The organism is Limnochorda sp. LNt (genome assembly GCF_035593265.1).
GTDB classification, from domain to species: domain Bacteria; phylum Bacillota; class Limnochordia; order Limnochordales; family Geochordaceae; genus Geochorda; species Geochorda subterranea.
In genome coordinates this window covers 1963678-1987956 of the sequence record NZ_CP141614.1, presented here as the reverse complement: position 1 = coordinate 1987956, position 24279 = coordinate 1963678, and the positions used below count along the sequence as shown (strand labels likewise).

The following is a 24279-nucleotide window of genomic DNA, read 5'->3' as shown; positions in this document are numbered from 1 at the left end:
CTCAGGCCGTGACCGTGCGCACGCCCCGGGCCTCGACCGCCCGCAGGAAGTCGGGCGATGCCGCCGCGTCGGTGATCAGGTACCGGATCCGGTCGATGGGCGCGATGACCGCCGGTGTCACCCGCCCCAACTTGGTATGGTCCGCGACGACCCACGTCTCGCGCCCCTGTTCGATGAAGGCGCGGTTGACCTGCGCCTCCTCGTGGCTGAACGTGGTCAGCCCGTACTCCAGCGAGAGGCCATCGACCCCGATGACGACCACGTCGGCCACGAACTCCCGGATGGTCCGCTCCGCCACGTGGCCCACCATCTCGTAGGACTGGGGCCTCAGCCGCCCGCCCGACACGATCACCTCGGGGCCCGAGGCCGAGGCCAGCTCCGCCGCCACGTTGACGGCGTTGGTGACGACGGTGATGCGCCGGTTGCGCAGCGCCTTGATCACCTGGGTGACGGTGGTGCCCCCCGTGCAGGCGACCACCTGCCCGTCCCTGATCATGGCCGCTGCCGCAGCCCCGATGCGGCGCTTCTCGGGGAGCAGGGCCGTCACCTTGTAGCGGTAGGGGAGCTCGTCGTGGTCCTCCAGGAGCGTCGCGCCGCCGTGGGTGCGCCGCAGGAGCCCCTCCTGCTCGAGCTCAGCCAGGTCGCGCCGCACCGTGGCCGTCGAGACGCCCAGCACCGTCGCCATCTCCTCGACGCCCACGGCGCCCCGCCGCGCCAGCTCGCTCAGGATGCGATCGTGCCGCTCGGCCTTCAGCATGAGGGGTTCACGCCCGGCACTGTATCACGGATGCGCGTGGCGAGCAAGATCATGCGGTCAGCTAGCGAAAATCGATCATATCAGCGCATGTCCGTGTTGACTCGTGAGCGAAGGTGGGGTAGCATGACGTCGGTGGTCGTCAGCGGATCCAGTCGGGGGAGGGGCGCACAGCCTGCCATGCACAAGACCGCCGTCGAGATCCTGGCCCAGCCCCGGCAGTGGCGAGAGGTGCTCGCGCTGGCCCGGGCGAGGGCGGCGGCGATGCGGCCCCTGCTGGAGCGCCCCGTGGCCATCGTCGGTGCCGGCTCCTCCTACTACGTGGGCCTCGCCGCTGCGGCCTACCTCGAGGAGCGCCTGGCCATCCCGGCCCGGGCTGTCCCGGCCTCCGTCTACCGGCCCCATCCCGGCGAGGGTGCCCTCTTCATCAGCCGCAGTGGCACCACCACCGAGGTGCTGGAGGCCGCCCGGGCCGCCCGGGCGGCGGGGGTGCCCACGCTCTCCGTGACGTGCGAGCCCGACAGCCTGCTGGCGCAGATGTGCGACGCATCGGTGGTGCTGGCCTTCATCCGCGAGGAGAGCGTGGTGCAGACGGGCTCGGCCACGGGGGCCTTCCTGCTGCTGCGAGCGGTGGCGCACGAGCTGTCGGGCGGGGCGCCGCTCGAGTCGCTGGCGACGGAGCTGGAGCAGACCCTGGCCCGGCCCGTCGAGCCGGACGAGCCCTTCGCCCACCTGGTGGTGCTGGGGTCCGGCTGGCGCTACGGCCTCGCCTGCGAGGCCGCTCTCAAGGCCCAGGAGATGGCCCTGCTCTGGACCGAGCGCTACGTGCCCCTGGAGTACCGCCACGGCCCCATCAGCTGCGCCGACGCCGAGACGCTGGTCTTCGTCCTGGACCCGCCGGACGAGGCGGTGCAGCGTCTCGCCGCGGACGTGGAGCAGACGGGCGCCCGGGTGGTGGTGGGTGCGCGCGATCCGCTCGTGGAGCTCGTGAGGCTGCAGCGCCTGGCGCTGGCGATGAGCCTGCGTCGAGGCCTGGACCCCGATCGGCCGCGCCACCTCGTGAGGTCGGTGGTGCTGTGAGCCGGGCCTCCTGCCGGGTCATCGGCGTGGACGTGGGCGGCTCCAACGTGCGGGCCGCGCTCTTCGAGGGCCTGGAGCGCCGGGGCGAGGTGGTCGTGCGTCCGACACCCGAGAGAGCCGGCGCGGTGCTCGACGCGGTCTGCGACGCGGTGAGAGCGGTTGTGGAGCTCCACGCCCTCGCGCCGGCCGAGGTGCGAGCGGTCGGGGTGGGTTTTCCGGGCGTCTTGGATCCGGTGCGGGGCGTCTCGGTGCAAGCCGGCAACCTCCGCGGTTGGCGCGGGGGACCGGTTGCCGGCCCGTTGGAGGCCAGCCTGGGCTGGCCCGTCGCCGTCGACAACGACGTGCGAGCGGGGGCCTACGGCGAGCTTCGCGCCGGTGCCGCCATGGATGTGGACGACGTCGTGTACGTGAGCATCGGGACGGGGGTGGGAGGCGCGGTCTTCGTCGGGGGGAGGCCCTGCTTGGGGAGCGGCTTCGCGGCCGGCGAGCTGGGCCACATGGTGCTGGACGCCTCGGCTGGTGGCGCGGCCTGCCGCTGCGGCCAGACAGGGCACGTCGAGGCCCTGCTCTCGGGCTATGCCATCGAGGCGGCCGCACACGCCGCCACCGGTCGTCGCTGGCGCGCCAGCGAGGCCCTGCTGGCGGGGCGGGAGGGAGCGCCCGGCCTCGACGAGCTGTACCGGTCCGTCGTGCGCTACCTCGCCCTCTTCCTGGCCACCGTCGTCGCCGTCTTGGACCCCCAGCGGATCGTGGTGGGCGGGGGGCTCGGCACCCACCCGGCCTATCCGGTGGAGGCCGCCTGCAACGCGCTGCAGCGGCTGGCTCCCGCCTGGGTCGCCCGCGACGCGAGGGTCGTGCGGGCACGCCTGGGCCCTTGGTCGGGGCTGACGGGAGCCGCCGTGCTGGCATTGCGTCGCGCTGGATGCGAGCAAGACGCGTGACCCGGGATGGGGGGATCGCCGTGAGGAGAGCCCGTATCGCCGCGTTGGTCATCGTGGCCTGCCTGCTCGGAGCCGCCGTGGCGGCGTCGGCCGCGCCGGCGACGTTGCGGGTGTTGCTGCCCATCGGCGGCGGCTACACCGAGGAGGACCAGCAGGCGCTGGCGACGGAGTTCATGCGGCAGCGTCCGGACGTACGGGTGGACATGGAGTTCGTCGGCTGGGACGCCCTGTGGGATCGCATCATCACCTCCATCGCGGCTGGCAACGCCCCCGACATCATCTACATCGGCTCGCGCTGGATCCCGGCGCTGGCCGACATGGGCGCCATCATCCCCCTCGACGAGTACATCACGCAGGAGAAGTACGACCTCTACTACCCCACCGTCTGGGACACCGTGCGCTACGAGGGCAAGATCTGGGGCATCGTGCGCGCCATGTCGACCAAGGCGCTGCTTTACAACCGCGGCCTCTTCGAGCGGTACGGCGTGCAGCCGCCCACCGACTGGGACGAGGTGCTGGATGCCGCGCGCAAGCTGCATCACCCGCCCACCCTCTACGGGTTCGGCCTGCCCGGCAACCGCTTCGTCTCGACGGTGACGGAGTTTCAAAACTGGCTGTACGCCAACAACGGCCGCATCACCGACGAGCAGGGGCGCGCCACCATCGACCAGCCCGAGGCCGTCGAGGCCCTCGACTTCTACATCAACGGGCTCGGGCAGTATGCCCAGCCGTCGCCGGTGGAGTGGCGGCGTGAGGATCTCATCCGGCTCTTCAAGTCGCAGACCATCGGCATGTACACCGACCACGTCTTCAGCGCCATCGAGGCCATCGGCTCGGGCATCGACGTGGGCATCAGCATGATCCCCAAGGGCCCGCGGGGCGTCCAGCCCTACGCCACCGTGCTCGTGACGGACTCCATCGCCATCCCGACCCAGGCCCGCAACCGGGATCTGGCGGTGGAGTTCGCCCTGTTCATGACCAGCTTCGACAATCAGAGCAAGTGGGACGAGCTGCTGGGCTTCGTGCCGCCCATGCCACAGGAGGCGTCGTTGCCCACCTTCCAGCAGTGGTACTGGCGGCCGTTCCTCGAGGGCATCCGCTACGGCGTGCCGGAGGCCGTCTACATCAAGGACTGGGAGGCCACGCAGGAGGCCATCCTGACGGCCATGCAGAAGGTGCTGTTCAAGGAGGCCACGCCCGAGGCCGCGCTGCGGGAGGCGGCCCAGATCATCAACATCCTGCAGGGCTTCCGGCAGTAGCCCGGGGCCGCGAGCCGGCGGCCTCGGGAGCAGATCGGTGGGGCGGCGGGGGCTCCCGGTTCGCTCCCGCCGCCCCGCGTGCCACGAGGCTCGCCGCGGAGAGGTGACATCACCGTCGATGGCGCCGACGTACTCGAGGCCCCGGGCCGATCCGCCCGAGCGGGCCCTGCCGTGGCTGGCTCACCTGCGCGCCGCGGTGCGCCTGGCACGCCGCCGGGAGTGGTACGGCGTGCCGTACGTGCTGCCCCTGCTGCTCTACCTGGGCGTCCTCCTCTTGTACCCGCTCGGGTACGTCGTCTACCTCTCGCTGCACGACGTCAACCTGCTCAGCATGGCGAGCCGGTGGGTCGGGCTCGACAACTACCGGTGGGCGTTCGAGTTCGAGATGCCCGGCTCGCGGGGGGTCTACTTCACCACCAGTCTGTTGCGGAGCCTGGGCTGGGTGGCGCTCAGCCTGTCGCTCAAGGTGAGCCTGGGGCTGGCCGGGGCTGTGCTGCTCTCGCAGCCGACACGGCTGGGCCGGCTCTACCAGGCCGTGACCATCCTCCCCTGGGGCCTGCCGTGGGCCATTGCGGCCATGATCTGGGCCTGGAGCTACAACACGCAGTTCGGCTTCGTCAACGGCATCCTGCGCCTGGCCGGGCTCGTCGAGCAGCCGGTCGCCTTCCTCGGGACCCCGGTCTCGGCCTTCGTCTCCACCGCGGTGGCGGACGCCTGGATCGGTCTGCCCTTCATGGTGGTCATGATCCTGGCCGGGCTCCGGTCGGTGCCGCCGGAGGTGCTGGACGCCGCCCTGGTGGACGGAGCGTCGCCGTGGCAGCGGTGGGTGCGGGTGACGCTCCCCCTGGTGCTGCCGGTCATCCTGACCACAGCGCTTCTCTCCACGGTCTGGACCTTCAACTCGTACGACCCCATCTGGGTGATGACGCGGGGCGGCCCGCTGGGGGCGACCGAGACGCTGCCCATCGCCGTCTACAACGTCGGCTTCCGGCAGCTGCGCATCGGCGGCATCGGCAGGGCCGCAGCGATGACGGTGATGCAGGTGCTGCTGGTCTCGATCATCGCGTGGCTCTACCTGCGGATGCTGAGGCGCAGCCAGCAGCAGGCGGGCTAGACAAGGGGGGCGGGGCCGTGGCGATGGTGCGAAGGTCGCTGCAACCCGGGGCCGCGAGGCGCCGGCGGCGCATCCGCTGGCAGGGCGTCGTGACGCACGCCCTGACGTGGAGCTTCTCCCTCTTCTTGCTACTGCCCATCTACCAGATGGCGGTGACGGCGCTCAAGGCGGAGCCGGAGATCTGGTACTCGCCGCCGACCCTCTACGCCCGGGAGCCGACGCTGTCCAACTTCGTCGCGATGCTGCAGATCGTGCCCCGACTGCCCGTGCACCTGCTCAACAGCTTCGTCTACGGGCTCGGCGTCAGCCTGCTGTCGCTGCTCATCGCCCTGCCCGCCGCCTACGGGCTGTCGCGCTTTCGGGTGCCCGGCGAGGCGGCCATCGTCTTCGGGCTGACCTACGCCAACATGTTCGCGCCCATCATGCTGGTGGTGCCGCTCTACTCCATCATGCGGCGGCTGGGGCTGCTCGACACGCACCTGGCCATGGTCGTGGCCGGGTCCATCTTCACGCTGCCGCTGTCGACCTTGTTGCTCTCGACCTACTTCCGCACGGTGCCCCGGGAGATCGACGAGGCCGCGCTGGTGGACGGCTGCTCGCGACCGGGAGCGCTGGTGCGGGTGGTGCTCCCGCTGGTGGCCCCTGCGGTGGTGGCCGTGGGGATCTACGCCTTCATCACGGGGTGGAGCCAGCAGTTCGTCTTGAGCCTGGTGCTCATCCAGAGCCCTGACCTGATGCCCATCACCCAGGGGCTGTACCAGTTCTTCTCGAGAAGCTCGGTGCGGTGGCCGGAGCTGATGGCCGCCTCGACGGTGGCCGCGGCCATCCCGGTGGCGCTGTTCGTCGCGGTGCAGCGCTACATCGTGCAGGGGCTGACGGCCGCGGCCATCAAGGGGTGATGGTGAGGACGGGGGCCGGGGGGGAGCTGTGTTGGGCACACTCCTCAGGTACCGGCCTCACCGCCCATCCAAGAGCCGTAGCCCGGTGATCCCCAGGAGGATCAGCGCAATCGAGGCCAGGCGCAAGGGTTCCCGTGACTCGCCCATCAGCAGCATGCCGACCAGCACGGAGCCCACGGCGCCGATGCCGGTCCAGACGGCATAGGCGGTGCCGAGCGGGAGCGTCCTCATCGCCAAGCTCAGCAGGGCAAAGCTGAGCATCATCAGGACGATGGTGGCCACCGACGGCCACAGGTGGCGAAAGCCCTCGGAGTGCTTCATGCTGGTGGCCCAGGCCACTTCCAGCAGTCCTGCGACCACCAGGTACGCCCATGCCGTGCCGTTGCTCATCGAGACGGGACCCCTCCATCTCCTCACCAGGATGCGACCGCAACCCCGTCAGCCTGGCGTGGCGGCCGGGTCGGGCCGCGCCCGACGTGGGGTGGGCTGCCCTGGGGATCCTAGCAGATGGAGGCGTGCATCACCACGCCGTCAGGCCCCCGTCCACCACCAGCACCTGCCCGGTGACGTAGTCGGATGCCGGCGAAGCCAGGAAGAGCGCCGCGCCCTGGACGTCCTCCTCCCGACCGACGCGCCCGAGAGGGGTCATGGCCTCGAGGCGCTCGCGGGCTCGGGCGATGACGGCGCCCGAGAGCCGGGTCGGCACGAAGCCGGGGGCCAGGGCGTTGACCCGGATGCCCCAGGGGGCCCACTTGACGGCCAGGTCCCGCACCAGGGCTTCGAGGGCGCCCTTGCTGGCGGTGTAGCCGACGGCGTCGAGCACCTCGGGCGGCTGGCCGACGCGGGCCACCACCGAGCTGACCGCCACGATCTTACCGTAGCCCGTCGCCCGCATGACGGCGGCGGCCTCGCGGGCTACCAGGTAGGTGCCCGTCACGTTGACGTCCAGCACCCAGCGGAAGCGATCCACTGGCATGGCCTCCGATGGCGCCCCCCACGCCACGCCCGCCGCGCAGACGGCGATGTCGAGGCGGCCGGCCCAGTCGCGGCAGTGCCGCACCAGGGCTGCCACGGCATCGGGGTCGGTCACGTCGCAGGCGACCGCCGTCGCCTCGTTGCCCCCGCCGGCGAGCTGCTCGAGGGCCGGGTCCAGCCACTCCCGCCGCCGGGCCGCCACGCAGAGCCGGGCCCCGGCCTGACCCAGGGCCCGGGCGATGGCGAGGCCCAGCCCCCGGGAGCCGCCGGTGATCAGCGCGACCCGCCCGGTCAGGTCGAAGAGGGATGAGACGTGGGTCGGGCCGCCGTGCGGGGGCTGTGGCGCTGGTGCGGCCGATGGGGTACGCGTCAATGGACGCCCTCCTCTCTCCAGTCGGTGCCGCCTCCCTGGCTGCGGTGCCGGGAGCCCTACGGGTGACTGGTGGGATGCCGATCCCGTCCGGAGGCGGAGCTCATCCCGAGGCTAACACAGCTGCCACGTTTTGCAAACGCTAGCAAGGGTGCCAAGACGCGAAAGCGGCCCTCCCGGCCCGTCCGATGTCGGGCCGCATGGCTGCGGTGACGGACGGTGGGGAGGTGGGGGTCGTGCCCGGCCGGTGGCGTCAGGAGATCCGAAAGGGGCCCGGTCGTCGACCGGGCCCCGGCCTCGTCACCCGGTGCGGTCGCTCGCGTGGACGGTCGACCCCGGGCTCGTCGACGTAGCCGCCCGAGGTCAGCGCTCGCGTGCCAAAGCAGCGTCCACCTGTCGTGCGGCCGCATCCAGGAACGACTTGACGCCCACCCGATCCAGGCGGCCTTCGACGTAGGCCGTCAGCACGTTGCGGAACTCACCCACGATGGCGTTTTCGATGTCGCCCCAGACCCCCAGCGGCGGATAGGCCGTGGCGTAGCCCAGCGTCTTCTTGAAGACCTGCCAGACGCCGCTGTTGTAGTACGGGTCGTCGAAGGCCTCCAGCTTGGCCGGCAGCATGTGGGTCAGGTCGCGGGTGTACTCCACCAGGTTGTCGGTGCGCAGCAGGAACTGCACCCACCGGCGCGCCGCCTCCTGGTTGGGGCTGTTGCGGAGGATGACCAGGTTGCTACCGCCCGAGAAGGCCGCGCGCTTGACGGGGCCGGCCGGGGGCTCGGCCACGTCGTAGGGCAACGTGGGGTTCTCGACCTCGATGCCGGCGATGTTCCACGGGCCCATGAAGGCCATGGCCACGTTGCCGCTGATGAACGCGGCGTCCGCCTGCGGCTGGTTGTACTCGGCGCAGGCCGGCGAGCACAACCCCCGGCGCAGCAGCTCCACGTAGTACTCCATGGCCGCCACGCCCTCGGGCCCGTTGAAGGTGGCGCGCCGCGCCTGGACGTCGACGAGATCGCCGCCGTAGGCCCACAGGATGATGGCCCAGTTATGGATCAGGTCCCAGGCGTTGGTGCCGGCCAGCGCGATGGCCCGCCCCGGCCCGTAGCGGGCGGTGATGCGCTGGCCCACCTGCAACAGCTCGTCGTAGGTACCGGGGGGCTGTACGCCGGCTGCCGCGAACATCTCCCGGTTGTAGAAGAGGGCCCGGGTCTCGGCGAACCAGGGCACCCCGTAGTAGCGGCCCTTGTAGGTGGTGGAGGCCAGATTGGCCGCCATGAAGGCCGATGCGCCGCCGAAGGCGCCGATGTCGATCTCGCTGACGCCGCCGGTCGCGGCGAACTGCGGGTTCCACGTGGTGCCGGCCTGGAAGACGTCGACGCCCTCGCCCGTGATCAGGGCGGTGGAGATGCGGGTCCAGGCCACGTCCCACCCGACGATCTCGAAGTTGACGCGCACGCCCGTCTCCCGCTCGAACTCCTGTGCCTTGCGCTCGAGCCAGGGAATGTGGATCTCGTCGGGCGCGTTGGGCATCACCCAGAAGGTGATCTCGGTGCGGGCCTGCCCGGGCACCGTCACCGCTATCAGGATCGCCACCACCGCCAGCGTGGTCAGGATGGCGGCGGCGGTTGGACTCCGATGGGACTTCGCCATCATCTCGGCGCCTCCTTTGCCCGTTACGAAATCGCTCCCGATACCACGAACCCTCGATCCCGCCCCGACATCGAACCCGTGCTCGACCCCCTCTCCCGACGCGCCGGCTCCGCCAGCGTCCCGCGTGGCTGGCCGGGTGCCGGCTCCCGCTAACCCTTCGTGGCGCCTGCCACGAGGCCGGAGACGATGTAGCGCTGCATGAGGGTAAACAGCACGACGACCGGCAGCGTGGTGACGATGCAGGCGGCCATCATGCCGGTCCAGCGGGCCTCCTGCGCGGTGATGTACTCCAGCAGCCCGATGGCGATGGTCTTGGTGCGGCGCCCCGTCAGCACCGAGGCGAAGAGCACCTCGTTCCACCCCATGATGAACGAGTAGATGGCGACGGCGGCCAGCGCCGGGGTGGCCAGCGGCAGGATGACCGAGAAGAGGGTGCGCAGCCGGCCCGCCCCGTCGATCTGGGCCTGCTCGTCGAGCTCGGTGGGGATGGTGTCGAGGAAGCTGCGCAGCATGACGATGGAGAAGGGCAATGCGAAGGAGGTGTAGGTGAAGATGAGGCCCGGGTAGGTATCGCGCAGCCGCACGCCCAGGTGGCGGTCCATCCAGGTGAAGAGGATGAAGTAGGGGATGAGGAAGAGGATGCCGGGCAGCATCTGGGTGGCCAGCACCGAGACCACGTAGGGCTGGCGCCCCGGGAAGGCGAAGCGGCTCAGCGCGTAGCCCGCGAAGAAGGCCAGGCTCGTCGCCAGCACCATGGTGCCCCCGCTGATGATGAGGCTGTTGCGGAAGTAGTCGAAGATGCGCACGGTGCGGTTGACGTTGCGGTAGTTGTCGAGGGTGGGCTGGCGGGGGATCCAGGAGGGCTCGAGCCCGGGCCGGGTCACGTCGGCCGACTGCAGCTCCAGCGTCGACTTGAAGGAGCCCGACACCATCCACCCGTAGGGGATGAGCACGAAGGCCAGCACCGCCGCGATGGCGGCCCAGAACAGCACCTGCCCCAGCAGTCGGCGGAGGCGGCGGGCGGAGGTGGCTCGCATCGCTCACATCTCCTTGAGCGGGGCGGGGGAGCGCAGGGCCCTCAGGTAGAGCACCGTGAAGACCAGCATGATGATCATGAGGGCCACCGACATGGCCGACCCCACGCCGAAGTTGAAGCTGGTGAAGGTCTCCCGCAGGATGAGGGTCGACGGCACGTCCGCCGCCTCGCCCGGGTCCCGGCCCAGCATGATGAAGAACTGGTTGAAGGCGTTGTAGTTCCACAGGATGGACATCAGGATGAGCGTGCGGCTGACCGGCGCCAGCAAAGGCAGCGTGACGCGCCAGAAGCGTTGCCACGGGCTGGCCCCGTCGATCATGGCGGCCTCGTGGATCTCGGCGGGGATGCTCTGCAGCCCGGCCAGCAGCACCAGCGACGCGAAAGGCCACCCCTTCCAGATGGCGGCCACCATGACGGCGTAGATGGAGCGCCACCCCACCAGCCAGATGGGCGGCTCCTCGACGAGACCCAGGGCCAGCAGCCACTTGTTGACCAGCCCGATGCGAGCCTGGAAGATGAAGCGCCAGACGCTGTAGGCGACCGAGTCGGGCGTGATGTAGGGCAGCAGCACCAGGCCCCTCACCAGGCTCTGCCCTGGGAAGGGCCGGTTGAGCAGCAGGGCGACGGCCATGCCGATGACGTAACCGGCAGTGATGGTGACCGCCCCGAAGAAGGTGACGTTGAGCAAGGAGCGCCAGAAGCGGGCGCCGACCCGGGTGGCGGGGTCGAATCCGGTCGCGTAGTTTTGGAGGCCGAGCCACGGGGCGTGCATCCAGTCGGCCACCGTGTACATGTTGACCTCCTTGAGGCTGACCAGCAGGCCCCAGAGCATGGGCAGGTAGTGGACGAAGATCATCCCCAGGACGGCCGGCAGGATGAGCGCGTAGGCGATCCGGTTGGCCCGGATGCGCCGCCACAGGCTCCCCAGGGCGCCCGACGGCCGGGCACGGACGGCCTGCGCGAGCGCCGCGTTGGCCCGCATGGTCACGCCGACCCCCTCACCACGAGCTCGGTCTCCAGCAGCACCCGCTCGGTGTCGAGCCGCTCGCCCCGCGCCAGGCGCGTCACCATGCGGAAGGCGATGGCCCCCATCTCGGCGATGGGCTGGCGCACCGTGGTCAGCGGCGGCACGGACGTCGCGGCGAAGTAGAGGTCATCGTAGCCCATCACCGCCACCCGCTCGGGCACGGCGATGCCCCGTTCGTGCAGGGCCGTCATGGCCCCCAGCGCCATCAGGTCGTTGGAGCAGAAGATGGCCCGGGGTGGCTCCTTGCCGGCGTCGAGCCAGCGCGCCACCGCATCGTAGCCCGAGGGCTGGTTGAAGTCGCCCTGCCAGACCAGCTCGGGGTCGAAGGCGATGCCGGCCTCCTCCAGTGCCAGGCGGTAGCCCCGGATGCGGTCGACCGCGGACTGGATGTTGGTGGGGCCGGTGATCATGGCGACGCGCTCGTAGCCGCGCGAGAGCAGGTAGCGCACGGCGTTGTAGGCGCCGCGCAGGTTGTCGACGCCCACGTGGGGATGGCGGCTGCCGGTGTTGCGATGGTCCACCACCACGACGGGCAGGCGCGGGCTGCGATCGGCCAGGGCCACGTCCTCGCCGTGCCGGGGCGTGATCACCACCAGCCCGCAGGCGTGGTCGGCCATCAGCACCCGCTCGACGACGTCTTGGTGAGAGCGCCCCTCGGTGGTGTAGAGCATCAGATCGTAGCCGTTGGCGAAGGCCTCGCCCTCGACCCCGCCGATGACCGCGGCGTAGAAGGGCGAGCTGACGTGCGGCACCAGCAAGGCCACCACCCGGGAGCGGGAGGGCGGGCGCCGCAGCCGGGACGTCCGATAGCCGAGCTGGGCGGCCGCCCGCTCCACCTGGCGGCGGAGCTCGGGGCTGACCCGCGGGTTGCCGTTGAGGACCCGTGAAACAGTTGCCGGGCTGACGCCTGCAATCCTGGCTATGTCGCGCACGCCTGGCATGAAACCGTCTCCTGTCGTGGGAAACGGGTTTCGACAGGTTACGGGACGTTTCCTGCTCTGTTGCCTGCAAAAGATCGCGGACGAAAGCCGCGGCGGACGGCGGGAGGAGCGGGAGGGCCTGGCGAGGCCGTCGTCTCAGGCGTCGCGGGCGTCGCGCGGCGGCTCGAACCGGTAGCCGACGCCCCAGACGGTGCGGATGAGACCGCCCCGGGCCGGGTCGTCGCCCAGTCGCAGGCGCAGCCGGCGGATGTGCACCGTCACCGTATTGGCATCGACGTCCAGGTAGCGCTCGCCCCAGACGGCCTCGAAGAGCTGCTCGCGGGTGAAGACCTGATGGGGGTGCCGGGCGAGGAAGAGCAGCAGGTCGAACTCCTTGGGAGTCAGCGCCAGCTCCCGGCCGTCTCTCCACACCTGGCGGGAGGCCGGGTCGATGACCAGCCCGGGGAAGCGGAGGGGGCCACGGTCCTGGCGCCGGAAGCGGCGGTAGCGGCGCACGTGGGCTCCGACCCGCGCCACCAGCTCGACGGGGCTGAAGGGCTTGGTCACGTAGTCGTCCGCACCGGCCCCGAAGCCCCGCAGCTTGTCGGCGTCGCTGTCGCGAGCCGTCAGCATCAGGATGGGGACGTCGACGCCCTCGTCCCGCAGCATCCGGCACGCCGTGCGGCCGTCGAGCCCCGGCATGGCCACGTCCAGCAGGATGGCGTCGTAGGGACGGCGCCGAGCGGCCTCCAGCGCCGACGTCCCGTCGGACGCTCCGTCGACCTGCCAGCCCTGCTGCTCGAAGAAGATGCGCACCAGCTCGACGACCTCAGGCTCGTCGTCGGCCACCAGCAGCCGTCCAGCGGCCTCGGGCCCGTCGTCGGCCACGGTTGGTGCCCCCTGCCCGAAGGCATTGTAGCCCCGGGGGCGGGTCTAGCGCGAGACCTTCTCGGGCGGTTGCCAGAGCTCGAGCACGTGGCCGTCGGGGTCCTCGAAGAGGAGGTCGCGGCCGGCGCCCTCGAGGTCCACGATCTGGCCGCGAAGGCGGACACCGGCCTGCTCCAGGCGCGCCTTCTCCGCCTCGATGTCCTCCACCTCGAAGAAAAGACGCACGGTACCGGCTCCCGCGGGGGACCCCTGGCCATCCCACGTGTGCAGGCCCAGGCGGGCCCCGCCCACCTCGAACTCGGTCCAGTGCTCGGACTGATACGTGGGCTCCCGCTGGAACAGCGTGCGGTAGAAGGCTACCGAGCGTGTCATGTCGGTCACGAAGACCAGACCGTGCAGCCGGCGCATGGCTGCCGCCCTCCTCAAGTGGAAACGGTTACTTCTACCATAAGCCCCCGCCCCGAGGGTGGCAAGGGGGGCAGGCCGCCAGGCCGCCGTGCCGCTCAGCCGCCCGCCCTCACCACCAGGCGCCCCGTCATCCCGGCCTGCGCGTGGCCCGGCACGGGGCAGAAGACCTCGTACTCCCCCGCCGGCAGCTCCAGCACCAGCACGGCTCGCTGCCCCGGTTGCAGCGTCTCGGTGGCCACGGTGAAGCCCGCGCCGCCCACCGGCCCCCGGATCTCGAAGGCGTGGTGCAAGCGGCCGCCGTTGACCACCTCCACCCGGAGCCGCCCGCCCTGGACCTCCACCGTGCGGAAGCCCAGCTGCCACTCCTGCAGGTCGACCCGCAGCACCTGCTCCTGCTGAGCGGCCAGGGCCACGGTCGCCATGACCAGCAGGAGCCCCACCGCCAGGGCCGACGCTGCCCGCCTGCGCGCCTGTCGCCGTCGCCAGCCTTTCATCTCGCAGACCGCACCTCCTCGCGGCTTGCTCTCGCTGGGTGATACGAGCCGCGGGGGCGCGCGGATCCGTGGGCGGAAGGCCGGTTGGCGGCCGTTGCCTCGCCTGGCAGAGACCTGGTATTTCCGCACGACGCCGCTGGAGCGCCTCAACCGGGTGGTCCAGCCCTCCTGGTACTGCGACATCACGACGGAACGCTGGACCGGTCGCAAGGCGCTGCGGCGCACCATCGAGCACGAGCGGGAGCACACCCGGAGCATCCTCGCCACCCTGGCGGCTCACGGCGCGGGGGAGCACAGGAGCGCCGGCGGGGGGAGCACAGGAGCGCCGGTTGATCGGGGGGCCCGACCGTTCGTATAATGCCGACGGGCCGCCGTGGCGCAACGGCAGCGCAGCGGACTTTTAATCCGATGGTTGTGGGTTCGACTCCCACCGGCGGCACCAGTCAGGTTCCAGGCTCCTGCGGTGGCCGTCCATCGAGCCGATCCTGGAGGCCTTCCAGCGGGAGTACGGCGTCAAGGCTCTTTATACGCGGATGTCCACCGCCGGCTTCGCTCCCACGGTGCTGACCGAGCACCAGACTGGCCGATCCCAGGGCTCCGTGCTGCAAGCGCCCGTACCGCTGCTCGAGATCCTCAAGGACGCGGGCGTGCTGGCGCCCTACCGGTCACCGGCCGCTGAGGCGTACCCCGAGTGGAGCCGCGACCCAGACGGAGTCATCCAGGTCTTCGGCATCGAGTACGTCGCTCTCATCTACAACAAGCAACTGGTGGCGCCGGGGGACGTGCCCACCAGCTACATGGACCTGACCGATCCCAAGTGGCGGCGCCGCATCGTCATGCCCGATCCGAGCGCGCACGCGACGACCGTCCAGTGGCTGGTCGGCCTCAAGGAGCACAACGTATTCGGGTCGGAGGAGGCCTGGTGGCAGTTCATACGGGGCCTGGCCGCCAACGAGCCGATGTTCGTCGCCTCCTTCGGGCCGACCCCCGGGCCCATCGCCTCCGGTGAGGCTCTCATCGGGATCTCCATGCCCAAGTACATCGTCACGCTGGCCCCGGCACCGCTCGACTGGGCGAGGGTCAAGGAGCCCATGTTCGGGACCCCACGGGGGATCGCTCTGGCCGCCAGGGCACCCCATCCCAACGCCGCCAGGCTCTTCATCGATTACTGGCTGAGTCGCTCGGCCCAGGAGATCCTGGCTCGAGACGTGGGCGAGTACGTGCTTCACGAGGGTGTCTACCCGCCCATCGACGGCATCGATCAGGCGCGGGTGTTGCCGCTTCGCACCATGTCCGATCTGGAGCTGGAGCAGTGGGCGGAGGAGTTCGCTCGCATCTTCCGCTAGATCCTCGCCAGGCGCCGTACCGTTGCCCGACTCTGAGGAGGGACCCGCTCGTCGGTGGCGGGTCCTCTTCGTGTGAGGTCGCGGTCCGGCCGCCCGCCTGGCGAGCCGCGGCGCCAAGCACGCGTGGACGTCAGAGTGGGAGGCATCCATGGAGATCCGGATCCACCAACTGCGCAAGACCTTTCGTACTGCCGAGGGGGACGTCGCCGCCTTGCGGGACGTCACCCTCACCGTCCCCGCTCACCAGGTGACCACCTTGCTGGGGCCCAGCGGCTGTGGCAAGACGACGCTGTTGCGGTGCATCGCCGGGTTGGAGTCGCCCGACGCCGGCGAGATCGCGTTTGGGGAGCAGGTGGTCTGGTCGAGGGGCGACGGCGGTCTCCCTAAGTCCGTCCCGCCGGACAGACGGGGCGTCAGCATGGTATTTCAAACGTACGCCATTTGGCCCCACATGACGGTGTTTCAAAACGTCGCGTATCCCCTGGAGGCGCGCGGGCTGTCGCGCGCGGAGATCGCGCGGCGGGTGCGGGAGGCGCTGGAGTTCGTCCAGCTGAGCGGCTTCGAGCGGCGCCCGGCGACCGCCCTCAGCGGAGGCCAGCAGCAACGCGTCGCGCTGGCCCGCGCCCTGGTCTCGCAGCCGCGCATCATCCTGTTCGACGAGCCGTTGAGCAACCTCGACGCCAAGCTAAGGGAGGAGACCCGGCGGGATCTGCGCAAGCTCCTGACGCAACTGGGGATCACCGCCCTCTACGTGACCCACGATCGCCTGGAGGCCCTCGCGCTGTCCGACCTGGTCGTGGTCATGAAAGATGGATCGGTGGTCGAGATGGGTACTCCCCAGGAGATCTACTTCCGGCCTCGGTCGCGGTTCGTGGTGGAGTTCCTGGGAGGGTCCAACTTCGTCGACGGCACGGTGGCCGGGCGGGACGGCGATCGCGTGCGGGTGGAGACGCCGCTGGGCCTGCTGCTTTGCGAAGGCCAGGCCAGTGCGTCTCCGGGCTCCCGGGTGACCGTCTATATTCGTACCGAAGCCATCCGACCTGCTGCGCCCGGCGATGAGGGTCGGCCCAACGTGGTGCGAGGCCGACTCCAGTCGCTCATCTTCGTGGGCGAGCACTACGACGCTGAGGTGGCGGTCCAAGAGACTCGGCTCACCATGCGGCTCGGCAGCACCACCCCTCCGGCGCAAGAGGGCCAGCAGTTGACGCTGGTCATCGAGCCTGCAGGTTGCCGCATCCTGGAGTGAACAAGATGGCCAGTCACAGCCTGCGTGCATCCCTCGCCATCGGCATCCTGGTCGTCATCGTAGGGGGCCTCACCCTTGGTCCGGCGGCGATGCTGGTCGTCGGCAGCTTCTCCAAAGGTCTGGGGGCCGTGGGGACTTTCACGCTGGAGAAGTATGCGCGGGTGTACGGCGATCCGCGCCTGGCGCAAGTGGTCGTCAACACCATCATCTTCTCGTTCGGCTCGGCCCTGCTGGCCACGGCGCTCGCCCTGGTACTGGCCTACCTCAACCTGCGCACCGACATCCCCTTCCGCGGCGTCCTGCACTTGCTGCCGGTGGTCTCCATGATGATCCCCCACCTCTCCTTCGCCGTCAGCTGGGCGCTCTTGCTCAACCCCACCAACGGCATGATGAACCTGATCCTGGGCCAGCTGGGCCTGGGCCCCATCAACATCTACACCTTGCCCGGCATGATCTTCGTGGAGGGCCTGCTGGACCTGCCCGTCGCCTACCTGGTCATCGTGGCGGCCATGTCCACCTTCGACTCGTCTCTGGAGGAGGCTTCCTGGGTCAGCGGCCGCTCCAGGGCCGCTACGTGGTGGCGCATCGTGCTCCCCGTGCTGCGGCCGGCGATCCTCGCCGCGATCACCCTGGTGCTGATCCGGAGCCTGAGTGCGTTCGCGGTGCCCTCGGTGCTGGGCATGCCGGGGAGGGTGGAGGTGCTGACCACCTTCATCTACCGGCTGATCAGCGTCGGCTTTCTGCCCGACTACGGGCGAGCGGCCGCCGTGGGCGTCAGTGTGCTGGCCGCGGCGGTGGTGTTGGTCTACCTCTACCGCTACCTGACGGCCCGGAGCGAGCGGTTCGTCACCATCTCCGGGAAGGGGTACAGACCGACCATCGCCGATCTGGGACGGTGGCGCTATCCCCTGGGGGTGTTGGTCCTGGCGTTGGGCGTGGTGCTGATCGGGCTGCCGGTGATCGTGCTGCTTTACACGTCCCTGGTGCCCTACCTGATGGCGCCCGGCGCCGAGGCTTTGTCACAGTTGACGCTGCGCCACTGGAACTACGTCCTTCGCGACCCCCTGACCCTGCGTGCCCTGCGAAACAGCGTGACCCTCGCGATCGTCGGTGCCACGGCTGGCATCGTGCTGTCGACGTTCGCCTCCTACGTCATCGTCCGGATGCGCACGCGTACGAGCGGCATCCTCGAGACCCTCACGTTCCTCTCCTTCTCGTTTCCGGGGCTCATCATCGGCATCGGCTTCATGTGGCTGTTCGCCCGCACCGAGCTATACGGCACGCTGTGGGCGCTTCTCATCGCCTACGTGGCGACCTACCTGCCTTATGCGATCCGTCCGCTCACCAGCACGTTCATTCAGATCAGCAAGGATCTGGAGGATGCCTCCGCGGTGAGCGGCGCCGGGTTCTTCCGCACGTTTCGCCGCATCGTGACCCCGCTGGCGCTACCCGGGGTGCTGTCGGGCTGGACGCTGATGGCGGTCATGTTCGTCCGCGAACTGGACGTCTCCACCGTCCTGGCTCGGCCTGGCACGGAGGTGCTCTCGGTGCAAGTGTTTCGGGCGGTGGCGGACGCCCTGTGGGGGAGGGTGGCGGCGTTGGGGCTGATCATGGTCGCCATCTCCACCACCCTGGTGCTCCTGGCCAACGGGCTGGCCAGGCGGATGGTGCGCGTGGGCGCTCTCCGCTGACGGGTCAGGAAGCCAGCCGCGCCAGGATCCACTCCACCGCTGCGTCCAGGGCCTCGTGCAGGTGCGTCGCCAGGGAGTGGTCGGCCCCCTCGAGCCAGCGCAGGGTGACCGACGGGCCGGCCGCCGATGCGTACCGCTCGACGTGGCGGCGCTCGGCCAGGTCGTCGTGCGTGCCGGCCAGCCACATCATGGGAGCCCCGAGCCGGGCGAAGCGGTCCGGCGGGTCGTGCGGGGTCTCGCCGGGCCGGTGGAGCGGGTAGCCGAAGGCCACGACGGCCGCCACCGGGTGCCGCTCGGCCAGAGCCACCGACACGGCGGCGCCCAGCGACTTGCCGGCCAGCACGACCCGCTCCAGGGGAAGCCCGAGCCGCGCCGCCGTCGCCTGCGCGACCGCGAGCATGTCGGCCGTCTCGTCGGCCAGGTCCGGTGAGTACGTCTTGCCCCGCACCCGGTAGCCGAAGTCGAACCGCACCGCCCCCACGCCCCGCTGGGCCAGGCGCTGGCAGAGGTGGCGGCTCAGCGGGTGGGAGGCGTCGTGGTTGGCGCCGTGGGCGACCACCGCGAGCCCCGTCGGCGGCACCTCGACCGGGAGGTGGACGTAGACCTGCAGGAGGGTCCCGCTCGACCCCGGCACCGCCACGGGCTCGGGGTCGTCATCCAGCATCGCGGTCAGCTCCTGGACGGCCGCTGGCCGGTAGGCGCCGGACGCGTACAGGCGCTGCAACTCGGCTCTGGCCTGCTCGGGCCCGGCGGCCCGCATGGCGGCGTTGCACATGGCGGGCCGCTCGACGAACCGCCCGCACTCCTCCCACGAGCCGTCGAGCCCGGGCCGAACGGCGACCGCCAGAGGGATCTTGGGGCGGCCGCCGGTGAGGTGCCGGTCCCGGAGGTCGGGCCACGCGTCGCGCCGCCAGAGCCGAAGCGGCACCCCGCCCTCGTCGGCCAGGCGTGCCAGCACCGGCACCGTGGCCAGGCAGTCGCCGCACCAGTCCTCGGCCAGGGCGTAGACCCGTCCCCCTGCCTCGGCGAAGGCTCGCCACCGGGCTCGCTGCTGCTCCGATGGGGTGGTGGCATCGTAGCGGCGTCGCAGGTGGCGGGCCGCGGCCGGCGGCGCCTCCTCGACGAAGCGCTCGAAGGTCTCGCCCGTCTCCCACTCAGCGGGAGCGAGGCGGGCCGGAAGCCGTGTCGACATGGGGGCCATCCCTCCTCGGCCGGCCGGAGCGGGCCGACCCGCGTGGGTGCTTCGAGGCGGGCCGGCGACTCCCCTGTCGGGGCTCATCCGCCGGCCTCCTGCAGGGTGTCGAACGGAGAGGAAAGGCGTACCCGGGAGACGAACGCTGGTCTGGCCGCCGCGCCCACCCACACCCGTCGGAGAGGCGAATGGCATGACGCCCGCGTCGCACCGTCCCGGACGTCTCGTCGTCATCTGCGGCCCCATGTTCGCCGGCAAGTCCACGGAGCTGCTGCGCCGGGTCAAGCGCGCCCGGCGGGCCCGCATCGAGGTGCTGGTGCTCAAGCCCGCCGTCGACACCCGCACGGTCGCCTCCGTTCGCAGCCACGACGGCGACGAGCTCGGGGCCGTCACCTTCGCCTCGGCCGAGGAGCTGCGACGTCACGTCGCACGGGCCACGCCGACCGGTCGTCGCCTCATCGCGATCGACGAGGCGCAGTTCGCATCGTGGCCGGGCTTCGTCGAGGCGGTGCTGGCCCTGGTGGCGGACGGCGACGACGTGGTGGTGGCGGGGCTGGACCTCGACTACGCGGGGGCGCCCTTCGGCCCCATGCCGACATTGCTCTGCTACGCGGACGAGGTGGAGAAGCTGTCGGCCGTCTGCGTGCAGTGCGGGCGCGACGCCAACCGCACCCAGCGCCTCGTCGACGGCCGGCCGGCGGGGCCTGGCCCGCAGGTGCTGGTGGGCGCGAGCGAGACGTACGAGCCCCGGTGCGCGGCATGCTGGGTGAGCCCCGAGGAGGTCGCCCGGTCGGCGGCGTCTAGCCCCGCGTCAGGGCGGCCAGCCCGGCCAGCATGAGCGCGGCGGCCGCCAGGCGGCGGCGGAGGTCGCCCTCGCCCAGCAGGCGGCTGCCGAGAAAGGTGCCGACCAGCACGCTCACCTCCCGTGCCGGCGCCACGTAGCTGACGGGCGTGAAGGCCATGGCCGTCAGGACCAGGATGTAGGAGAGGGGCGCCAGCAGCGCGATGGCCAGCGCCTCGGCCCGATGGGCTCGCCACTGCTCACGCACCCGGTCCCGTCGCCCCAGCACGTAAGGGCTCAACAGCACCGCCCGTCCCAGGTTGCCCGCCCAGTCCAGCAGCACCGGCGGCACCCCTACCGCGCTGACGGCGTGCTTGTCCCAGAGGGTGTAGCCGGCGATCAAGGCCCCCACCAGCAGCCCCGCTGTCACGCTGCGGCGCAGGCCCCGGCTCCGGGCTCCCGCTCGCCAGGAGATCGCCAGGGCACCCGCCACCACCAGCCCGGCGCCCATCGAGGCCACGACGGAGGGCCGCTCTCCCATCAGCGCCACCGCGGCCGCCATGGCCAGCACGGGGCCCGTGCTGCGGGCGAGGGGATAGACGACGGAGAGCTCCCCCACGTCGTAGCCCCGCTGCAGCGTGACGAAATAGGCCGTGTGAAGCACCGCCGTGCCCACCATGAAGGCGACGGCGACCCATCCCAGGGCCGGGCGCTGGATGGCGTAGACGCCGACGGCCACCGGCGCGTAGAGCAACGCGGCCAGCGCGGAGAAGAGCCAGACGAAGGCTGTTCCGCCGGCCGCCCGCTTGGCGAGGAAGTTCCACGTGGCGTGGCCGAAGGCGGCCACCAGCAACAGGCCCAGCGCCAGCGCGCTCACGGCGACATCCTCGACCTCGGCGACAGGTTTCGAGGCAATGTTCAAATTGACGAAGGAATGGAGCCCCCGGAACCGCGTCCAACCCGCCTTATTGAAATGCCTCTCGACCTGTGATAAGTTAAGCCCCGCCTGTCTCCAAACCGTGGCGGAGCCGGACGACATTTGAATGATCCTGTCGATGGGAAGTACGCCGCTGGCCCGACTTCTCCTCTCGCACACCGGCAAGTCGCGGACGGTCTCCGCATATCGTGGGGGTGAACGCATGGACGAGCCTGCCGTCGTCACGTGGACCGGGGGGGACGCCTCGGTGGCCGCAGGACAGGTGCGCCAGCTCAGCGTCTTGACCGTGATCCTGATGATGGCCGGCGTGCTGGGGGCGGTGGCCGGCTGGACCATCGGCTTCATCCATGGCTATCAGGAGTCCGAGTCGACGCGGGCGCTGGCGGCCGAGCTGCGGCCTGTCGAGGTGACGGCCTCGGCGTCGTGGGTGGAGACCCTGGAGCGGCTGGACCGGTGGGCGGCGTCGATACGGCCGGATCTGGACGTGGCGCACCGGCAGTGGCTCGTGCTTCTGCTGCTGCGAGCCTCGCACCGGTGGGGGGTCGATCCCGAGCTGGTCATGAGCGTGGCGGTGACGGAGTCGGGGCTGCGCCAGGACGCCGTCAGCCCGCGCGGTGCCGTGGGCGTCATGCAGGTCATGCCCGCCACGGCCCGGGCGTACGGGGTCGATCCGTACGACACCATCCAAAACATCGAGGTCGGCGTCCGCTACCTGGCCGAGCTGCTGGCGCGCTACCGGGGTGACGTGCAACTGGCCCTGGCCGCCTACAACGCCGGCCCGTCCCGGGTGCGGAACTCGGTGCCGGCCATCCGGGAGACCCGCAACTACGTGCGCCGGGTGGTGGAGACCTACCGGTCGCGCTGACAGAGGCCCGGACGCCCGTGCCCGGCCTGGCGTCAGGGCTTCAGCCCGGCCGGTCCGGCGCCGAAGCATGGAGAGGGCTCATCCTCGCCTTTCGATCGCGCGCGGACCGCAGCAGGAAAGGGGGAACGCCCTGGGGCGACGGCCGGTCGAGGGCGCCTCCCGGGGCGGCGTGATGCGGAGCTTCAGCCAGCAGCTGATGGCCATCCTCTTTCTCTTCGTGGTGCTCTCCGTGGCGGTGGCCGGCTTCTTGATGTATCGGAGTTCGAGCCAGATCATCCTGGCTCAGATCGAGGCGTCGGCTCGCGGGGAGTTGCGACTCAACGCCCGCCTGATCGAGGCGTGGCGGGCCAACAGCATCCAGCAGGTGGAGTCGTTGGCCTCCAAGCTGGCCCGCCAGGCGCAGCTGACGGGTTTCCAGGACCTGCCCTCCTACGCCGGCACCCTCTACAGCGACGTCACCCGCAGCGACGCCGTCCTGGAGGTGACCGTGGCCGACGTCACCGGCAACGCCATGCTGCTCACCGGGACCGGTGACATGCGACCGACGACGGTCGGCACCGATCCCGTCTTCAAGGCGACCCTGGCGGGCGGGGTGACGGTGGGCGAGCCCTTCCGCTACGGCGAACAGGGTCGCCCGGCCGTGGCCATCGGCATCCCCCTCGTCAACGAGCAGCGGGGCGAGGTGGGGGGCATCTTCATCGGGGTCGTGCCCGCCGACTCCCTCAACCAGCAGGTGGCCAGCCTGCAGGTGGGCGAGACGGGGTACGCGATGCTGGTGCACCAGAATGGGCGGGTGCTGGCTCACCCCGATGCCCGTCAGGCGCTGTCGGCCGACCTGCTGCAGGGCACGACGGATCCGGCGGAGCGCGCGGTCTATCGTGAGCTCCTCTCCCAGGAGCGCGCCACCATCCGCTATGCCCGGGTGGGGGGTGAGTCGCGGCTCTTGGGGGTGCAGCCCGTCGAGGGCACGGCGTGGCGGCTGGTCGTCAGCGCGCCACGGGCGGAGCTGACCCGGGCGCTCGACACCCTGATGCAGCAGACCCTGCTGAGCGGCGCCGTCATGGCCGTCATCGCCCTGCTGGCCGCCTATGCGCTCGGACGCACGCAGGCGCGGGGCGTCGTGGCGGTGGCTCGGGCGATGGCGGCGCTGGCCGAGGGCGACCTCACCCGGACGGTGACGGTGCGGGATCGCACCGAGGTGGGGCGACTGGCCGAGGCCTTCAACGCGACGGTCGGCCGGCTGCGCCAGCTCGCCCTGCAGGTGAGGCGGGGCGCCGAGCAGCTGGCCGCCTCCAGCCAGGAGCTGGCCTCGTCGTCGGAGCAGGTGGGGCAGTCGGTGCAGCAGGTGGCCTCCACCGTCGACCAGATGGCCAAGGGCGGCGAGCGCCAGTCGGCGGCCGCCACCAACGCCTCCGACAGCGTGCGGCAGATGGGGGAGACGGTGCGCAAGGTCTCGGGGGCCATCGAGCGCATCGCCCAGGGCAGCCACGAGGTGGCGGCCCTGGCCCGGGAGGGCGGCTCGGCCCTGGCCAACATCACCCAGCGCATGACCCAGATCGAGCAGACGGCCGGCGAGTCAGGCCGGGCGGTGGAGGACCTGGGCCGGCGCTCGCAGCGCATCGGCCAGATCGTCGACGTCATCACGGGCATCGCCGAGCAGACCAACCTGCTGGCCCTCAACGCGGCCATCGAGGCGGCCCGGGCCGGCGAACAGGGCCGGGGCTTCGCCGTGGTGGCCGAGGAGGTGCGCAAGCTGGCCGAGCAGTCCCGCCAGGCCGCCTCCGAGATCGCCGGGCTCATCGGCGAGATTCGCCAGGAGGTGGAGCGGGCCGTGCGCAACACCGAGGCGGTGCGCGCCGCCGTCGGCGAGGGCGTCGAGGCGGTGGACGCCTCCGAGCAGACCTTCACGGCCATCACACGGGCGGTGGAGGCGTCCGTGTCGCAAATCAACGAGGTGCACGCCGCCGCTCAGGCCATGGCGGCCGCCAGCGAGGCGGCGATCCGGGCGGTGGACGAGATCGCCGCCATCACCGAGGAGAACGCGGCCGCCGCCGAAGAGGTGGCCTCCAGCACCGAGGAACAGTCCTCGGCCGTGGAGCAGATCGCGAGCTCCGCCCAGCGCCTGGCCCGCATGGCCCAGGAGCTGCTGGAGGCGGTCGGGGCCTTCAAGGTGCAGTGAAGCACGTGGTGTGAAACCGGAGGGCGGCGCCGGCGCCGCCCTCCGCCACCCCGCCACCAGCACCTGCATGTTCCAGGCCAAGAGCTGCCCGCGCCCGCGCAGGCCACTCCCTCGTCAGGAAGTCGACGAGGCCCCGCTCTTCTGCCCCCTCGGGCTATCGTGTCGCCCGGCCCCGGCGGATCGGAGGAGCCATGTGCGTCTTCCCTCAACGGACCATCCAATGCTGC

At 70.8% G+C, this 24279-nt stretch carries 24 protein-coding genes and 1 tRNA gene; 13 read left to right on the top strand and 12 right to left on the bottom strand.

Annotated elements, in window-relative coordinates:
- Position 1 precedes the first annotated feature (1 nt).
- Complete coding sequence (locus tag VLY81_RS09505; RefSeq protein WP_324667923.1) at positions 2-757, bottom strand: DeoR/GlpR family DNA-binding transcription regulator; 756 nt, start codon at positions 755-757, stop codon at positions 2-4.
- A 123-nt stretch (positions 758-880) separates the two neighbouring features.
- On the opposite strand from VLY81_RS09505, the gene VLY81_RS09500 reads away from it, so the two are divergent.
- The 5 genes from VLY81_RS09500 to VLY81_RS09480 all read left to right on the top strand — a co-directional run bounded on the left by VLY81_RS09500 (position 881) and on the right by VLY81_RS09480 (position 6047).
- On the top strand, positions 881-1834 hold the full coding sequence (locus tag VLY81_RS09500; RefSeq protein ID WP_324667922.1) for an SIS domain-containing protein: 954 nt from the start codon (positions 881-883) through the stop codon (positions 1832-1834).
- Positions 1831-2775 carry an ROK family protein gene (locus VLY81_RS09495; RefSeq protein WP_324667921.1) on the top strand — a complete coding sequence of 315 codons (945 nt, stop codon included), beginning with the start codon at positions 1831-1833 and terminating at the stop codon, positions 2773-2775. Before VLY81_RS09500 ends, VLY81_RS09495 begins: the two co-directional genes overlap by 4 nt.
- Positions 2757-4034, top strand: coding sequence for an ABC transporter substrate-binding protein (locus VLY81_RS09490; protein ID WP_324667920.1), 1278 nt, complete (start codon positions 2757-2759; stop codon positions 4032-4034). The genes VLY81_RS09495 and VLY81_RS09490 overlap by 19 nt, the downstream gene beginning before the upstream one ends.
- A gap of 118 nt (positions 4035-4152) precedes the next feature.
- A complete protein-coding gene (locus VLY81_RS09485) occupies positions 4153-5148 on the top strand; it encodes a carbohydrate ABC transporter permease (RefSeq protein ID WP_324667919.1) in 996 nt (331 codons plus the stop codon).
- A 23-nt stretch (positions 5149-5171) separates the two neighbouring features.
- A complete protein-coding gene (locus VLY81_RS09480; RefSeq protein ID WP_324670385.1) occupies positions 5172-6047 on the top strand; it encodes a carbohydrate ABC transporter permease in 876 nt (291 codons plus the stop codon).
- A gap of 57 nt (positions 6048-6104) precedes the next feature.
- Here the strand turns inward: VLY81_RS09480 and VLY81_RS09475 are convergent, their stop codons facing one another.
- The 9 genes from VLY81_RS09475 to VLY81_RS09435 form a co-directional block, all read right to left on the bottom strand.
- Positions 6105-6437, bottom strand: a complete 333-nt coding sequence (locus tag VLY81_RS09475) for a DMT family transporter (RefSeq protein ID WP_324667918.1) — start codon at positions 6435-6437, stop codon at positions 6105-6107.
- Between the two features lie 130 nt (positions 6438-6567).
- The gene (locus VLY81_RS09470; protein WP_324667917.1) at positions 6568-7395 is read right to left on the bottom strand and encodes an SDR family oxidoreductase; all 828 of its coding nucleotides are present in this window, start codon (positions 7393-7395) and stop codon (positions 6568-6570) included.
- A 360-nt stretch (positions 7396-7755) separates the two neighbouring features.
- The gene (locus VLY81_RS09465) at positions 7756-9045 is read right to left on the bottom strand and encodes an extracellular solute-binding protein (protein WP_324667916.1); all 1290 of its coding nucleotides are present in this window, start codon (positions 9043-9045) and stop codon (positions 7756-7758) included.
- Between the two features lie 146 nt (positions 9046-9191).
- Positions 9192-10079 carry a carbohydrate ABC transporter permease gene (locus tag VLY81_RS09460; RefSeq protein WP_324667915.1) on the bottom strand — a complete coding sequence of 296 codons (888 nt, stop codon included), beginning with the start codon at positions 10077-10079 and terminating at the stop codon, positions 9192-9194.
- A 3-nt stretch (positions 10080-10082) separates the two neighbouring features.
- Positions 10083-11060: a carbohydrate ABC transporter permease gene (locus VLY81_RS09455; protein ID WP_324670384.1), complete on the bottom strand. Its 978-nt coding sequence runs from the start codon at positions 11058-11060 to the stop codon at positions 10083-10085.
- A gap of 2 nt (positions 11061-11062) precedes the next feature.
- Positions 11063-12046, bottom strand: coding sequence for a LacI family DNA-binding transcriptional regulator (locus VLY81_RS09450; protein ID WP_324667914.1), 984 nt, complete (start codon positions 12044-12046; stop codon positions 11063-11065).
- A gap of 135 nt (positions 12047-12181) precedes the next feature.
- The gene (locus VLY81_RS09445; RefSeq protein ID WP_324667913.1) at positions 12182-12913 is read right to left on the bottom strand and encodes a response regulator transcription factor; all 732 of its coding nucleotides are present in this window, start codon (positions 12911-12913) and stop codon (positions 12182-12184) included.
- A 45-nt stretch (positions 12914-12958) separates the two neighbouring features.
- Positions 12959-13321 (bottom strand): VOC family protein, encoded by a 363-nt coding sequence (locus tag VLY81_RS09440; RefSeq protein WP_324667912.1) that lies wholly within the window; start codon positions 13319-13321, stop codon positions 12959-12961.
- Positions 13322-13416: 95 nt separating this feature from the next.
- Complete coding sequence (locus VLY81_RS09435) at positions 13417-13815, bottom strand: cupredoxin domain-containing protein (RefSeq protein ID WP_324667911.1); 399 nt, start codon at positions 13813-13815, stop codon at positions 13417-13419.
- A gap of 94 nt (positions 13816-13909) precedes the next feature.
- Between VLY81_RS09435 and VLY81_RS09430 the strand changes: the two genes are divergently transcribed.
- The 5 genes from VLY81_RS09430 (at position 13910) to VLY81_RS09410 (ending at position 18098) form a co-directional block, all read left to right on the top strand.
- The gene (locus tag VLY81_RS09430; RefSeq protein WP_324667910.1) at positions 13910-14173 is read left to right on the top strand and encodes a hypothetical protein; all 264 of its coding nucleotides are present in this window, start codon (positions 13910-13912) and stop codon (positions 14171-14173) included.
- 9 nt (positions 14174-14182) lie between these two features.
- Positions 14183-14257: transfer RNA gene (locus VLY81_RS09425), tRNA-Lys, on the top strand.
- 16 nt (positions 14258-14273) lie between these two features.
- Entirely contained in the window at positions 14274-15161 is an 888-nt protein-coding gene (locus VLY81_RS09420) for an ABC transporter substrate-binding protein (RefSeq protein WP_324670382.1), read from the top strand.
- Between the two features lie 148 nt (positions 15162-15309).
- Positions 15310-16407, top strand: coding sequence for an ABC transporter ATP-binding protein (locus VLY81_RS09415; protein WP_324667909.1), 1098 nt, complete (start codon positions 15310-15312; stop codon positions 16405-16407).
- A gap of 5 nt (positions 16408-16412) precedes the next feature.
- A complete protein-coding gene (locus VLY81_RS09410) occupies positions 16413-18098 on the top strand; it encodes an ABC transporter permease (protein ID WP_324667908.1) in 1686 nt (561 codons plus the stop codon).
- 4 nt (positions 18099-18102) lie between these two features.
- Here VLY81_RS09410 and VLY81_RS09405 read toward each other — a convergent pair whose 3' ends face one another.
- On the bottom strand, positions 18103-19290 hold the full coding sequence (locus tag VLY81_RS09405) for an alpha/beta family hydrolase (protein WP_324667907.1): 1188 nt from the start codon (positions 19288-19290) through the stop codon (positions 18103-18105).
- Positions 19291-19483: 193 nt separating this feature from the next.
- Between VLY81_RS09405 and VLY81_RS09400 the strand changes: the two genes are divergently transcribed.
- Positions 19484-20128, top strand: a complete 645-nt coding sequence (locus VLY81_RS09400; protein ID WP_324667906.1) for a thymidine kinase — start codon at positions 19484-19486, stop codon at positions 20126-20128.
- Here VLY81_RS09400 and VLY81_RS09395 read toward each other — a convergent pair.
- Positions 20091-20948 (bottom strand): DMT family transporter, encoded by an 858-nt coding sequence (locus VLY81_RS09395; RefSeq protein ID WP_324667905.1) that lies wholly within the window; start codon positions 20946-20948, stop codon positions 20091-20093. The two genes, VLY81_RS09400 and VLY81_RS09395, sit on opposite strands and share 38 nt — an antisense overlap.
- A gap of 262 nt (positions 20949-21210) precedes the next feature.
- On the opposite strand from VLY81_RS09395, the gene VLY81_RS09390 reads away from it, so the two are divergent.
- Together VLY81_RS09390 and VLY81_RS09385 are read left to right on the top strand one after the other, a co-directional pair.
- Positions 21211-21873, top strand: coding sequence for a lytic transglycosylase domain-containing protein (locus VLY81_RS09390; protein WP_324667904.1), 663 nt, complete (start codon positions 21211-21213; stop codon positions 21871-21873).
- A 172-nt stretch (positions 21874-22045) separates the two neighbouring features.
- Positions 22046-24052 (top strand): methyl-accepting chemotaxis protein, encoded by a 2007-nt coding sequence (locus VLY81_RS09385; protein ID WP_324667903.1) that lies wholly within the window; start codon positions 22046-22048, stop codon positions 24050-24052.
- Positions 24053-24279 lie beyond the last annotated feature (227 nt).

Coding starts and splice junctions, on each gene's coding strand:
- VLY81_RS09505 (WP_324667923.1), bottom strand. CDS start 757: ATGCTGAAGGCCGAGCGGCACGATCGCATCCTGAGCGAGCTGGCGCGG.
- VLY81_RS09500 (WP_324667922.1), top strand. CDS start 881: ATGACGTCGGTGGTCGTCAGCGGATCCAGTCGGGGGAGGGGCGCACAG.
- VLY81_RS09490 (WP_324667920.1), top strand. CDS start 2,757: ATGCGAGCAAGACGCGTGACCCGGGATGGGGGGATCGCCGTGAGGAGA.
- VLY81_RS09485 (WP_324667919.1), top strand. CDS start 4,153: ATGGCGCCGACGTACTCGAGGCCCCGGGCCGATCCGCCCGAGCGGGCC.
- VLY81_RS09480 (WP_324670385.1), top strand. CDS start 5,172: ATGGTGCGAAGGTCGCTGCAACCCGGGGCCGCGAGGCGCCGGCGGCGC.
- VLY81_RS09475 (WP_324667918.1), bottom strand. CDS start 6,437: ATGAGCAACGGCACGGCATGGGCGTACCTGGTGGTCGCAGGACTGCTG.
- VLY81_RS09465 (WP_324667916.1), bottom strand. CDS start 9,045: ATGATGGCGAAGTCCCATCGGAGTCCAACCGCCGCCGCCATCCTGACC.
- VLY81_RS09460 (WP_324667915.1), bottom strand. CDS start 10,079: ATGCGAGCCACCTCCGCCCGCCGCCTCCGCCGACTGCTGGGGCAGGTG.
- VLY81_RS09455 (WP_324670384.1), bottom strand. CDS start 11,060: ATGCGGGCCAACGCGGCGCTCGCGCAGGCCGTCCGTGCCCGGCCGTCG.
- VLY81_RS09450 (WP_324667914.1), bottom strand. CDS start 12,046: ATGCCAGGCGTGCGCGACATAGCCAGGATTGCAGGCGTCAGCCCGGCA.
- VLY81_RS09440 (WP_324667912.1), bottom strand. CDS start 13,321: ATGCGCCGGCTGCACGGTCTGGTCTTCGTGACCGACATGACACGCTCG.
- VLY81_RS09435 (WP_324667911.1), bottom strand. CDS start 13,815: ATGAAAGGCTGGCGACGGCGACAGGCGCGCAGGCGGGCAGCGTCGGCC.
- VLY81_RS09415 (WP_324667909.1), top strand. CDS start 15,310: ATGGAGATCCGGATCCACCAACTGCGCAAGACCTTTCGTACTGCCGAG.
- VLY81_RS09410 (WP_324667908.1), top strand. CDS start 16,413: ATGGCCAGTCACAGCCTGCGTGCATCCCTCGCCATCGGCATCCTGGTC.
- VLY81_RS09405 (WP_324667907.1), bottom strand. CDS start 19,290: ATGTCGACACGGCTTCCGGCCCGCCTCGCTCCCGCTGAGTGGGAGACG.
- VLY81_RS09400 (WP_324667906.1), top strand. CDS start 19,484: ATGACGCCCGCGTCGCACCGTCCCGGACGTCTCGTCGTCATCTGCGGC.
- VLY81_RS09390 (WP_324667904.1), top strand. CDS start 21,211: ATGGACGAGCCTGCCGTCGTCACGTGGACCGGGGGGGACGCCTCGGTG.
- VLY81_RS09385 (WP_324667903.1), top strand. CDS start 22,046: ATGCGGAGCTTCAGCCAGCAGCTGATGGCCATCCTCTTTCTCTTCGTG.